The sequence below is a fragment of the Aerococcus sp. 1KP-2016 genome, assembly GCF_002252085.1.
In the GTDB taxonomy this organism is placed as follows: domain Bacteria; phylum Bacillota; class Bacilli; order Lactobacillales; family Aerococcaceae; genus Aerococcus.
In genome coordinates, this window is the sequence record NZ_NEEY01000026.1 from 1 (window position 1) to 12,958 (window position 12,958).

The following is a 12,958-nucleotide window of genomic DNA, read 5'->3' on the forward strand; positions in this document are numbered from 1 at the left end:
CTTTCACGGCTAAGTAACTACACTTTCAGCCCTTTAACCTGCTCCCATGATATATTTCAATCAAAATTGGTAAGAATTTTTTCAAAGTAAAAGGCGTACACAACTCTTTTTAAGAATTGTGTACGCCTTTTTAGAGGCCTTTTGTCCCAGGCTCTTGTTTTTACATTTGCCCTATTTAAATCATCACTTTTCGATTTTTTAGCTCTGGTATGTCTTGGCCAATCAACTTATCCCACATGGACATCTGGGTACCTGTACGAGATATCAAGGCTTCTTTGTGTTCATTTTTCATATCTGAAATTTTAATTGCTTGATAGATATCCCAAGTATTTTGGATAAATTGTGCGTCCATGTCGCTATCAATTCCTGTCTCTAATCGGAAATGATTTCCTTTTTGAATCAGGTTCAATTGATTCATCTGGCTGGGGAACATGGCTAAATACCCATTTGCCACTATATACGCTGCTACTTGCTCATCAATTTGTTTAAATTGAAATGTAAAAGGTATATGCAATTGTTGAAAGATATCATACGGCACTTCTTTTACCATTGGCAAATAGTCACCCATTTGGGCCTTCACCAAAGCCCGTTTGATTTTAATTGTATCCATAAGTCCTCCTTACTCAATTTGGTCCTTATTTTGATTTGCACTAAGACCTTGTTTTAAAATACGACGATTATAACGCTCATCTGCTTTCAAATACAATACCTTACCCTCGCCATCAGTGGATAAAGGCGACGGATCCCCCATTTCTGTTTCCGTTAGTACCCAATACATATTATGGAAACCATATCGCTCAAAACCATCATCACCATAGCCATCCGTGAAATAGACTGCAACCGTATCTGCATCCGTAAAACCTTGATTATGTAGCCACTCATAGGCTGGAGCGAAACTCGTACCTCCACGACCAGTAAAAGCCATATCTTTCAAAGATTGAAAAGACAAGGGTCTGGCATATTGGACATTCGTATCGACATGGACCACCCAGACCTCTGCATGTAAAGTCTTTTGAATATTGGCCAACTCACCAAGTGAATATGCCAGTGCCTCCTCATTTTGCGAAGCTGAAGTATCAAAGAAGGCTACTAATCGGCTCGCTGTATCAAGTACTCGACCGGGTAAATCAATACGGTAAGGCTGCCGACGATTCATCCGGTTCTTCGACAATTTGTATGGAACCAAACTTGTGCCCATGCCCCGTTGAATCACGTCTCGCCAATTCAAAGCCCGCTGTTTGGTAATTTGCTGAATATTCACTTGGAGTTCACTCGACAATTTCATTCGCAATTCTTCCGTCATCTGACTGTAGGATTCCTTGATTAAACCATTCATCAATTTGCGATACAAATCTTGATGTTGACGATTGGGACGAATTGCCTGCATCGACCGATTATTTTTCATCTCATCCTTCAATTGATTCTCAGCATCAATCCGTAACTCCTTCGCCTTGTTTGGATCAAAATTCCCTGCCAGTTGACTATATAATTCGTCCATCTGCCCCGACCCCAGCATCTTATTGAAAGTCGATTCCGTTCGGTTGTGTCCCTGCTTCTTCGGATCATTCTTCACCACCATCAATTGGTCATAGTAATATAAAGACCCTGCTTTAGGTAAAATCAGGCGGTTTTCGGTAATATGCTTGATCCACTTCAAAGATACCGCCGTATCAGGGAGATCATCCACGTACTGGTTAACTTCTGCCTCCATGGCCACACTCATCACCTTGGCCGACTCAGCATCCTTAAATGCCCAGTCATACTCAACGATATGACCAAACAAGACGTGATAACACATCTGTCTAATGGCTGCCAACATAGCTGCCGGCGTTTCATAATAAAGGTAGAAAAGGATAGGATTAATCGTCATGATCAGATCTAACCCCCGAAATCCAATCGTAATTGGTTTCGCAAGGCTGCCATTCATTTCACGGTCGGTATGATAGAGGATACCTGCAAAGAGCACATCCCTAGCTCCACGGTAATCATCTTGTGGGTTCATCAGACTTGCCGTTAATATCCCTAATAAATGATTTTGAGCATCGCTGAATTTTTCATAATCATCATAATGGCCATGATTTAGGAAGGTAATATAGGCAATCCGCATACGTTGAAAACTGGTCTCGATATGTTCAAATTCAAAAGCAGTGAACAATTCATCTTCTGCCATTTTCCCATCTCCTTTCTCATTGAATGCTGATTGAACTGGTTAGCTATTCGCATTAACAGCCATACTCACGTCAAAAGTCTTTTCGACAAAGCGTTCATTTTGATTTAAAGCCTGATGTAACTTGGCCAAATCAGATGTTGGTCCGGCATCATGCATGCGTTTCATCAAAATATAAATTTCATCTGGTTCGCTTATAACAAACAGGTCTGTGTAACGATGAATGATTTGCGCATCTTGCATGTAATCAGGATGATTCACTAAATAATCCGTCAGATCTTCAATCACGCGTTTACGACGAACTAAAGGCATCGCCTGGTACCTGTCGATAATACTTTGGTCAAGGTGGTCTCCCTCAGCCTGCACCACTTCCGTTGGCTTGATGAAATCAGCTTTTTGACGGCGCAAGAAAGTGACAAATATTTGACCAGCTTCTTCGCCAATGTTTCCCTCAATGCCTTCAATCAAAAATTCAAGATAGTCTTCTGGGATATTGGCCAAATCTATACCGTCATCTTCAAAAGCATAAAGAAATCTAGATAAGCGTTCATATGCACGCGGGGTTGGGTTCTTGTCACGCGTTTCATCTATCACAATAAAATACTGACGTCCCTCTGCATGTAGGAATTCACTAACCAATGGGTGGATGATGGTACGACGACCTTTATTGTCAGGAATTTGTAAATTAGCGAAAGAAGATAGCCAATCTTCCAAATCAGCACCCATACGAATACGCATGGTTCGGTCATTAATGGCTAAATCACGCGCATTGGTGGCATAGGCAGTATTTTCAAAACCTTCTACATCACTCGACGGATTTTCTGCAGTAATAATGACAATATTATCCGGTAATTTATGTCCCATTAAATTACGTTGTAAAACCAAGTTCATCAATTCTCCTTGAACCATCGCAATTGGGCGATTAAATTCATCTATGAATAAGATTACTTTAGTATCCGGATGTGCATTGGCTTCATCAATGGCAGCCTGAATTTGAGGATTCAAAAAATATTGAATGTGATCATCTTTTGGCACTGGCATAGTCAAGTCGCCTGGCTGTAATAGTGAACAGGTAATTTCATAATAACCATAGCCATTATTTTTGGCTAAATCTCGAATCATTTGTGATTTTCCAATGCCCCCATGACCCACGATATTTGGCACAATAGCTGTATTTTGTGTCAGTAATAAATTTAAACCTTTATATACGGATGAATAGGTTAATCCTGCAACGCGATCTGTCATATATCTTCACACCTCTTTGTTTTAGTCATTTCCCCTTATTATACGAGACCAATCCCCTATATCTCAATGGATTTCCAAAACTTGTGGTAAATTCATACATTTTTGTATTGAATTTGAAAACGATTGCAATAGTGATTGTCATTTAAACAAAATCACCAACAAAAAAGGAGCATTTGCATGCTCCTTTAGGTTCATTATTATTTCGCGTAATCAACAGCGCGTTTTTCGCGTATCACGATTACTTTAATTTGTCCTGGGTAATCCAGTTCATTTTCAATGCGTTTTGAAATGTCGTGTGCCAATTCAATTGCTTTCAAGTCATCGACTTCGTCTGGTCGAACCATCACGCGGATTTCACGACCCGCTTGAATAGCAAAGGCATTTTGTACACCATTATAATCCTTAGCAATTGCTTCTAGACTACGTAATCTTTGAATATAGTTTTCTAATGATTCACTTCGTGCACCTGGGCGTGCGGCTGATAAAGCATCCGCAATCGCAACTAATGAAGCAATGACACTTGTCGGTTCCACATCACCGTGGTGACTCGCAATAGCATTGATCACTGTTTCAGGTTCTTGGTATTTAATTGCAAACTCAGTACCTATTTGTACATGAGAGCCTTCGACTTCGTGGTCGACTGCCTTACCAATATCATGTAGTAATCCAGCACGCTTAGCTAATTGTACATCTTCGCCAAGTTCTGCCGCCATTACACCTGTAAGTTTCGCCACTTCTATACTATGATTTAAGACGTTTTGTCCATAACTAGTACGGTAGTAAAGGCGACCTAGTGTTTTCACTAAATCAGGATGTAGTGAATGGATACCTAAATCAAAGGTAGCTTCTTCCCCTACTTCTCTTACTTTACTATCCATTTGCTTACGTGCCTTCTCAACTGCTTCTTCAATCTTAGCAGGATGAATACGTCCATCTGCAATCAATTTATCTAAAGCTAGTTTCGCAATTTCACGTCTAATTGGATCAAAACCGCTCAATACGACAGCTTCTGGTGTATCATCGACAATCAGGTCAATCCCTGTAAGAGATTCTAACGTCTTAATGTTTCGACCTTCTTTACCAATAATACGACCTTTCATGTCGTCATTTGGCAAATGAACAACAGTTACTGTAGATTCAGTCACCGTGTCCGCGCCTGAGCGTTCAATAGCTTGAAGAACGATTTGTTTCGCTACGCGATCTGCCGTATCGTTAGCTTCTTGTTCGGCTTTCTTAATCATAATAGCCTTATCATGCGCTAATTTTTCGTCCATCTCTTTCAGTAATAATTTTTTCGCATCATCACGTGACATTTCTGCAACAGTGACTAACTCTTCATTACGTTTATTGATTAATTCATCAGCAGCCTTTTCAGTTTCTTCAACTTTCTTGGTGCGGTCACGTAAAGATTGTTCTTTATTACTTAATTGATTTTCTTTGTCAGTAATAGCAGCATCACGATTATCCAATTTTTCTTCTCTTTGAGCTAATCGATCCTCTTGCTTCTTAACTTCACTACGGCGATCTCTAACTTCACTATCTACTTCATTTCTGTATCGTTGCAATTCTTCTTTCGCGTTTAAGATAATTTCTTTACGCTCAGATTCTGCGCTACGTTTAGCATTTTCAATGATTCCTTGTGCGGTTATGTGTGCTTCATCTTTCTCGCGTGCTTGTTGTTGCAATAAAGATTTCTTCCCAGCATAAACGCCACCCAATAAACCAACAATTAAAGCAATGATAGCGAAGGTAATTTCAGTAAATCCCATAGTTTCACCTCCGTATCTATTTAATTGTGTTCTATTCTAGTTAAGATTAAAAGTTTTTAAAATATGCATTACATGCACATAAGTTTATTTTATATTTAACTGGTGTGAATGTCAATCAAGTGAGCAAGTAAAAGCATGTTAGCCTTTTCATCTCTACATCCATAAAAAAAGCGCCATAGCTAGTCTGGCGACAAGCTATGGCGCTTCTAATTGAATTATAGTGGTAAATTATTCTGCATCTTCTTCGAACAAAGCAGTTTGATCAGCATCTTCTGCTTCTAAAGCAGCTAATTCGTCAATTGATAATTTACCATTTTGACCGAAGCCAAAGTGTTGGCGAACTTGCGCATCAATCGTTTCACGGATTTCTGGGTTTTCGCGTAAAAATTGTTTGGCATTTTCACGCCCTTGGCCAATACGTTCTTCTCCGTATGAGTACCAAGAACCTGACTTGTTGATGATATCTAACTCAGCAGCTAAATCGACTAGCTCACCTTCTTGAGAAATCCCTTCCCCATACATGATATCCACTTCTGCCACTTTAAATGGTGGCGCAACCTTATTTTTCACGATTTTAATTTTCGTACGGTTACCAATGGCATTACCGCTCTCTTTAATTTGTTCACCACGGCGAACTTCCAAACGAATGGTTGCGTAGAATTTCAAGGCTCTACCACCTGGTGTCGTTTCTGGATTACCAAACATAACCCCAACTTTTTCACGAATTTGGTTGATAAAGATGGCGATTGTTTTGGTTTTATTAATTGTACCGGATAATTTACGTAAGGCTTGTGACATCAAACGCGCTTGTAAACCAATGTGAGAGTCACCCATTTCACCTTCGATTTCAGCACGTGGCACTAAAGCTGCTACTGAATCCACTACGATAATATCAATGGCACCTGAACTTACTAGGGCATCTGCGATTTCTAATCCTTGTTCACCTGTATCAGGTTGAGACAGTAATAATTCATCAACATTTACACCTAGTTTAGCTGCATATTCTGGATCTAACGCATTTTCAGCATCGATAAAGGCAGCAATCCCACCACGTTTTTGCACTTCTGCAATTGCGTGTAAAGATACAGTCGTCTTACCAGATGACTCAGGTCCGTAAATTTCAATAATACGTCCTCTTGGGTAACCACCCACACCTAAAGAAATATCTAAGGTTAATGAACCTGAAGGAATTGTAGAAATACGCGTATCTCCACGTTCTCCCATTCTCATAATTGAACCTTTACCAAAGTTACGTTCAATTTTTTTCATTGCATCTTCTAATGCTTTTTGACGATTGCTATCGTTTTGATCAATACTCATGCGTAAATCCTCCTAATTGGTCAGTAGCTTCATCTATATTTTATAATTAATTCTGTAATTAAGCAAGAGAAAAACGAACAAATGTTCTATTTATTTTTTAGGATGTCAAAATAGGCAGTATAAACAGCTCGATACTGAATATTTTCCCGTCGTCCACGTAATTTTGGCTGTAAAACACGCGATTTTTTCCCTCTTTCAGCGATACCAATATAAACAGTACCAACCTCTTTGCCTTCCATCGGATCCGGACCAGCAACACCTGTAAAGGAAATGGCAATATCACTATTATATAGTTTACGGGCACTTTCTGCCATTTGAATAGCCGTCTCAGAACTCACCATGCCCACTGTATCTAAAGTTTCCTGTTGCACGCCTAATACCTGATGTTTTGCTTCTGCAGTATATGTCACAGCTGATCCATTTAGGACTGCTGAAGCACCAGGTACATCTACTAATTTCTTCGCCGCTAGTCCGCCTGTAAAGCTTTCTGCAAAGGCAATAGTTTTATTTTGTGCCTTCAAATAGGCAACCAACACTTGATTTAACCCCAAGTCCTCTCCTTGACCAAAATAATATGCGCCAAGTCGTTGATTGATTTCATTAGCCAGAGTTGTCAACTGTACTTGATTAGCACTTTCATTATTTCCTGCCGCTGTTAAGCGGATTGTTACGGCGTAATTGCCAAAATAGATGGCAATTGAGGGATTGGTTTGATTCATGATGATATCATCAATTGTTGCCGCGAGTTGGGATTCACCAATACCAAAATAATGTAAATACAGTGAATTTAATCTCAATTTATCCTGAGCAAGTGCTAAAAGATAATCCACCACATAATGTTGAAACATGCTAGTCATCTCACTTGGTGGCCCAGGTAGCAAAATATATGTCCGACCATTTTTTTGAATTGCTGTGCCCACTGCTTGGCCAACATCATTAGGAAAAGGAATGCCATTTTCAAAACGTAAAGCCATTGCCTTATTATTATCAGTCATCACGCGATCTCTAAAAGTCTCCATGATATGTGTCTTACCTGCTTCATCAATGACTAAGGGTTCACCTAAGTACTCAGAAAGTGTTTGTTTGGTGAGGTCATCCCGTGTTGGCCCTAATCCACCTGTAAAAATCAACACATCGGCTCGAGATTCAGCTTCTTGAGTGACTTTCATCAAGCGTTTCGGGTTATCCCCAACGACCGTTTGAATGAAATGGTCAATGCCTAATTCGCTCAATTTTTTGGCAATAAATTGGGCATTTGTATTGGCAATTTGTCCCATTAATAGTTCTGTTCCTACGGCAATGATTTCTGCAATCATGCTAACCCCTCCATCATATATATACGTGTTTTTTGCTAAATTCTACTTTTAAAGTTATGTTTCATTATAAAACAAAAAAGAGCCAGGTAACATCCTGAACTCTTTCTATTATCTGTAGAGTATTCAATTATAAGCCGTCTGAGAAGACTGATTTGTTTTTCACAAAATAATCAACACCAGAGTAGATTGTAAAGATTAAAGCAAGATATAAGAGAATTTGTCCGATTGGGAATGGTAAGAAACCAAATGGAAAATCACCAATTAATAAGAAAATGATTGAGAGCATTTGGGTAAAGGTTTTTAGTTTTCCTGCACCGCCTGCTGCCATCACTGTTCCTTTTTCTACTAATAACAAACGTAAACCTGTAACAGCTAATTCACGAATAATAATAATTGATACGAGCCATGCTGGCGCAAGGCCTATACCCACCAAAGCAATAAAGGCTGTGGCTACAAGCATTTTATCAGCTAATGGGTCCGCAAATTTTCCAAAATTAGTCACTAAGTTGTCTCGACGTGCAATATAGCCATCCAACCAGTCTGTAAGAGAGGCAACTGCAAAAATAATCGCTGCAATTACATATTGCCAATGCCATTCACTACCAAAAACTTGGCTACCTTCGCCATTGGTAGGTATCGACACAAAAATCATAAAAATTGGAATCATAATAATTCGGATCACGGTTAATTTATTCGGTAAATTCAAAAGATCCCTCCTAAGTTGACTATTTACGTTTCGTACTTCTTATACCATTTAGTATATCACGAAAAGTATTATTCATTCATTGAACTCGCTTGGTTGTCATCTCCTGCTTCTTGGAAAATATTCACTACACGCGGTTTAGAACCATCTTGTGGCCCTACAATACCTCTCTGTTCCATATCATCCACCAAGCGGGCTGCTCGGTTATAGCCAATTCTAAATTGACGTTGCAGCATGGAAATGGAGACAGTTTCACGTGTTCTGACAAAATCAAGTACTGTGTCCCACATTCCATCCAAGTCTTCACCAGGAGTGCCTTCCTTTGTTTCTGTTGGCATCATAGATTCAATGTAGTTCGGTTCTTGTTGATCTTTTACAAAATCAACCACATTCTCAACCTCTTGATCGGTTAGATAAGCCCCTTGAACACGAATTGGTTTCGACTCACCCATCGGTAAGTACAACATGTCCCCGCGTCCAAGTAATTTTTCCGCCCCATTTTGGTCGATGATCGTTCTTGAGTCAGTACCTGATGATACTGCAAAGGCAATGCGAGATGGCACATTGGCTTTAATAATCCCGGTAATGACATCCACCGATGGCCGCTGCGTTGCTAGAATCATATGAATACCCGCAGCACGGGCCATTTGTGCTAAACGCGTAATCGCCGCTTCCACTTCTTTAGAGGCAACCATCATTAAGTCGGCTAGCTCATCTACAATTACTACGATATACGGCAAGGTTGGATGACTCGTTCCTTCATTCAAGTTTTCTTCATGGATAAAATCATTATAGCCATCAATGTTCCGTTGACCTGAAGCCGCAAACAATTCATAACGTCGTTCCATTTCTTGAACCACTTTTTGTAACGCTTGTGCTGCTTTTCTTGGGTTGGTCACAACTGGTGTTAATAGATGTGGGATACCATTATAAATCGATAACTCAACTTTTTTAGGGTCAATCATCATTAACTTGACTTCATTTGGTTTGGCATTCATCAAAATCGAAACAATGATACCGTTAATTGCAACAGATTTTCCAGACCCCGTGGATCCAGCAATCAGTAAATGGGGCATTTTAGTTAAATCAGCTGAACGAATATTACCTGAAATATCTTTCCCTAAAGGTACTTCTAGTACTTTACCGGATTTCATTTGATGTTCAAAAGAATCGCGGAAAGAAACTAGACTCACTTCCCGGTTAGGTACTTCAATACCGATAAACGACTTACCTGGAATTGGTGCCTCGATACGAATATCTTTAGCTGCTAATGACAAGGCGATGTCATCAGCCAAACCAACTATTTTACTAACTTTTACCCCAATAGCTGGTTGGATTTCATACTTAGTAACAGCCGGTCCTAGATTGGCTTTTGTCACCTTAGCATCCACATTAAAACTTTTAAAAGTAGCTTCTAGCTTGCGAACATTTTCTTTGATGACAGCATATTCACCACTCTGATTAATTTCCTTCACTGGTTTAAGTAAAGTCACAGGTGGTAAACGATATTCTGGATTTTCTGGTTCGGCTGCCATATCCATCACGATATCTGTGCCATCATCTACATCTGCTTCATCCTCAGCATCTGCCGAGTTGTTTTTTGCTTGTACATTTGCTGGACTTGCTTGATTTTTTGCATGGATTTCATCAGCTGTTGTGCCAATTGGCAAGGCTGTTTGTTCCACCTTCGCATTCGTTGGTGCAGGTCCTACGATAAGAACATCATCTGATTCTTGAGGATCTGATGATGGTTTAATGCGGTTTACCGGTGCTTGACCGCCCGCAATTTCAAAGTCTAATTCTTGTTCCTTAGCAGCAGTTCGATTTGTTTTCTTGGTCGCAGGTTTATTTTTCCCCTGTTCTGCTTTATACGCTTCGCGATCCTCGCGATAAGTGGCAATTTGCGTTTTAGACGTTTGCCAAAATTCAGCTAACCATTCACCGACCACATGAACAATAGATTGAATTCCTTCAAGTAAATCAATCCAGGTAATACTAAACAGGTAACACAGTAGAATCATCAATGCGATGCCAACAAATATATAGGTACCCAATTGACTGACTGTATAATAGGTGAATGAATATAACAATCCACCAAGCAAGCCGCCCCCCAGTGGTAAACCTGAACCTTCAGCCGTGAAATTTGCAACAACACGTTGCCAAGTCACTTCTAATACACTGGTATCTGATGATACAGCAATCGCTAAGTAATCCCATGCATGCATCAGAATAGCGAAAATAGGCACTGCCCAAATTAAAGTATTCATGATACGCCCCAACACAAGTGGACCATGACCTGTTATTAGAATCCAAGCAGAAAAAATAATTTCAATAATAAATACTGGTATGGCTAATCCACCCACAAAAAATTCCATTAGATGCATGAATAAGCGACCTAGAGCGCCTAATTCAAGTACACCAATAATTGAGAAGAATAATTGGATTCCTGAGAATAATTGCATTTGAAAAAGTTCTTGTTGTTTTTTTGTACGTTTTCTCTTTTTTCCCGCCACGATAGACCCCCTCTTCTTACTATATTTCTTGGTCATTTAGACCAGGGTATTGATTGAGTAACGCGGTTAATTCTGCTACCATATTATCTGACAAGGGTTGATTATCTTCGAAAATCACTAACGAATGATATACTTGCTCATCATTTGCACATGGTTCACACCAAGACAGTTCTCCTGGTTGCCAAAAAGCCGCCATGCCAACAACACGACTACGATATTTAGGGAATAATGTATTTAATTGTAAAATCGCTTGTGCATATTTTATACTCGCTTCTTCAATAGCATCGGTTGTATAAACGGACACGACATCTTCGTGCCAATCGTCATTAAACCACCACGGCTCTTCAAAGCCCTCGGTTTGATACACTTGAAAACCCATATTTTTCACGCTCCAATCAGCACCCTATTATAACAAACTTGGGTCTTTTTTTCATCTAAGGACAGATTTGTATGCACTACATACTAGACTAAGGGCAGATCAATGCCGACTACTAGCTAGCTGTGTTACTATTAAATTCTAACGCTTATAACAAGATTTACAAAGGAAAGTAGGGATATTATGAAAACATATCGTTTAAATGTCATTGGTCGTGTACAAGGAGTAGGTTACCGAAACTCTACCACATTTATTGGTGAAAAAATGGGATTAGCTGGTTCTGCGAGAAATCTTGAGGATGGCAGTGTTGAAGTCATTGTTCAAGCTAGTGAGGATCAATTAAATGATTTTATCCGTGCTTTAAAAGATCAACACACAAATCCCTTTGCACGAGTTGACGGTGTGCAACTGATGGAAACATTTGAAAGTGAGAAAATGACGAAATTTACCGCCATTTATTGAAACTCAGCCCCAAATTAGCTACAATGATAACGTTAAGCAAAATATAGTATAGCTTAAATATATCGTTAATCTATATACAAAAAATCAAAGGACGTGAAGAATTGTCAAGCCGTTTAAAGAACAAACGACTATCACTTATGTTTTTAGTGATGTCACTCGTGGTATTTTTGGGTGGTTGTGCTAACCCAAATAACCCAGATGGTATTTTGTACCGTCTTACAGTTACGCCAATCGATAGTCTAATCACTTGGATTGCCAATCAATTTTCTGGTAATTATGGGATTGCGATTATCATCATTACTATTTTGATTCGTGTGATTTTATTACCACTAACATTGAATCAATTAAAATCATCAACTCGCCAACAAATTCGTATGCAAGCATTCCAACCACACTTGAAAGAAATTCAAGAACGTCAAAAGAATGCCACAACGCAAGAAGAAAAAATGCGTTTAGCCACGGAACAGCAAGCGTTTATGCGTGAAAATAACATCAACATTCTAGGTGGCATGGGTTGTTTACCATTACTATTACAATTACCAATCATCTCTGGATTGTATACAGCCATTCGTGTGAGTGATGCAATTGCAAGTTCGCAATTCTTAGGTATTTCCCTAGGCAGTTCAAACTTGGTACTTGCGATCGTAACCATTATTATGTATGTTATTCAATCATTCATTTCACTTCAAGGGGTTCCTGAAGAACAAAAAGCGCAAATGCGTTCAGCCCTATTCATGACACCTATCATGATGGGATTCATTGTGTTTACAACACCCGCTGGTTTAACCTTGTACTTCTTAACAGGTGCGATTTGGTCAATTTTACAAACGTTATTTACTACCTTCTACTACCGTCCAAAAATTCAAGCGGAAGTCGATAAGGAATTGGCAGAAAATCCAATTAAAGTTGTGACACCATCAAGCACTGACCGTAAAGATGTTACAAATAGTGTAAAAGAAGACAGCACGACAACAAGTATTCAAAAACAATTGAAAACCTCAAGTCGTAATGCTGGTAAACAACGTAAATAACAACTGATAACACAGTAAAAGCCCTCTGACTTTGCGTTTTATACGCTAACCAGAGG

The 12,958-nt window shown here is 39.3% G+C and carries 11 protein-coding genes; 2 read left to right on the forward strand and 9 right to left on the reverse strand.

Translation table 11 applies throughout. From position 1 onward, the window contains the following. Positions 1 to 175: 175 nt before the first annotated feature. The 9 genes from B9P78_RS05960 to B9P78_RS06000 form a co-directional block, all read right to left on the reverse strand. Positions 176 to 610 carry a hypothetical protein gene (locus tag B9P78_RS05960; protein ID WP_094518584.1) on the reverse strand — a complete coding sequence of 145 codons (435 nt, stop codon included), beginning with the start codon at positions 608 to 610 and terminating at the stop codon, positions 176 to 178. Between the two features lie 9 nt (positions 611 to 619). After that, entirely contained in the window at positions 620 to 2,170 is a 1,551-nt protein-coding gene (locus B9P78_RS05965; RefSeq protein ID WP_094518585.1) for a VWA-like domain-containing protein, read from the reverse strand. Between the two features lie 39 nt (positions 2,171 to 2,209). Continuing rightward, positions 2,210 to 3,412: an ATP-binding protein gene (locus B9P78_RS05970; RefSeq protein ID WP_094518586.1), complete on the reverse strand. Its 1,203-nt coding sequence runs from the start codon at positions 3,410 to 3,412 to the stop codon at positions 2,210 to 2,212. Positions 3,413 to 3,609: 197 nt separating this feature from the next. Next, a complete protein-coding gene (rny, locus tag B9P78_RS05975) occupies positions 3,610 to 5,166 on the reverse strand; it encodes a ribonuclease Y (RefSeq protein WP_199445742.1) in 1,557 nt (518 codons plus the stop codon). A 243-nt stretch (positions 5,167 to 5,409) separates the two neighbouring features. After that, positions 5,410 to 6,501: a recombinase RecA gene (gene recA / locus B9P78_RS05980; RefSeq protein ID WP_094518588.1), complete on the reverse strand. Its 1,092-nt coding sequence runs from the start codon at positions 6,499 to 6,501 to the stop codon at positions 5,410 to 5,412. Positions 6,502 to 6,587: 86 nt separating this feature from the next. Beyond that, the gene (locus B9P78_RS05985; RefSeq protein WP_094518589.1) at positions 6,588 to 7,817 is read right to left on the reverse strand and encodes a competence/damage-inducible protein A; all 1,230 of its coding nucleotides are present in this window, start codon (positions 7,815 to 7,817) and stop codon (positions 6,588 to 6,590) included. Between the two features lie 127 nt (positions 7,818 to 7,944). Beyond that, complete coding sequence (gene pgsA, locus B9P78_RS05990; protein ID WP_094518590.1) at positions 7,945 to 8,523, reverse strand: CDP-diacylglycerol--glycerol-3-phosphate 3-phosphatidyltransferase; 579 nt, start codon at positions 8,521 to 8,523, stop codon at positions 7,945 to 7,947. A 68-nt stretch (positions 8,524 to 8,591) separates the two neighbouring features. After that, positions 8,592 to 11,069, reverse strand: coding sequence for a DNA translocase FtsK (locus B9P78_RS05995; RefSeq protein ID WP_094518591.1), 2,478 nt, complete (start codon positions 11,067 to 11,069; stop codon positions 8,592 to 8,594). Continuing rightward, positions 11,053 to 11,412: a DUF1033 family protein gene (locus B9P78_RS06000; protein WP_094518592.1), complete on the reverse strand. Its 360-nt coding sequence runs from the start codon at positions 11,410 to 11,412 to the stop codon at positions 11,053 to 11,055. The genes B9P78_RS05995 and B9P78_RS06000 overlap by 17 nt, the downstream gene beginning before the upstream one ends. Before the next feature lie 180 nt (positions 11,413 to 11,592). Here B9P78_RS06000 and B9P78_RS06005 point away from each other — a divergent pair, with 180 nt between their 5' ends. After that, the gene (locus B9P78_RS06005) at positions 11,593 to 11,871 is read left to right on the forward strand and encodes an acylphosphatase (protein WP_094518593.1); all 279 of its coding nucleotides are present in this window, start codon (positions 11,593 to 11,595) and stop codon (positions 11,869 to 11,871) included. Between the two features lie 101 nt (positions 11,872 to 11,972). Next, the gene (yidC, locus tag B9P78_RS06010) at positions 11,973 to 12,902 is read left to right on the forward strand and encodes a membrane protein insertase YidC (RefSeq protein ID WP_094518594.1); all 930 of its coding nucleotides are present in this window, start codon (positions 11,973 to 11,975) and stop codon (positions 12,900 to 12,902) included. Positions 12,903 to 12,958 lie beyond the last annotated feature (56 nt).

What these genes read in the sequence shown, in the direction of transcription:
- B9P78_RS05960 (WP_094518584.1), bottom strand. Translation starts at nt 610, where the DNA reads ATGGATACAATTAAAATCAAACGGGCTTTGGTGAAGGCCCAAATGGGT.
- B9P78_RS06005 (WP_094518593.1), top strand. Translation starts at nt 11,593, where the DNA reads ATGAAAACATATCGTTTAAATGTCATTGGTCGTGTACAAGGAGTAGGT.
- B9P78_RS05965 (WP_094518585.1), bottom strand. Translation starts at nt 2,170, where the DNA reads ATGGCAGAAGATGAATTGTTCACTGCTTTTGAATTTGAACATATCGAG.
- B9P78_RS06000 (WP_094518592.1), bottom strand. Translation starts at nt 11,412, where the DNA reads ATGGGTTTTCAAGTGTATCAAACCGAGGGCTTTGAAGAGCCGTGGTGG.
- recA (WP_094518588.1), bottom strand. Translation starts at nt 6,501, where the DNA reads ATGAGTATTGATCAAAACGATAGCAATCGTCAAAAAGCATTAGAAGAT.
- B9P78_RS05970 (WP_094518586.1), bottom strand. Translation starts at nt 3,412, where the DNA reads ATGACAGATCGCGTTGCAGGATTAACCTATTCATCCGTATATAAAGGT.
- B9P78_RS05985 (WP_094518589.1), bottom strand. Translation starts at nt 7,817, where the DNA reads ATGATTGCAGAAATCATTGCCGTAGGAACAGAACTATTAATGGGACAA.
- B9P78_RS05995 (WP_094518591.1), bottom strand. Translation starts at nt 11,069, where the DNA reads ATGACCAAGAAATATAGTAAGAAGAGGGGGTCTATCGTGGCGGGAAAA.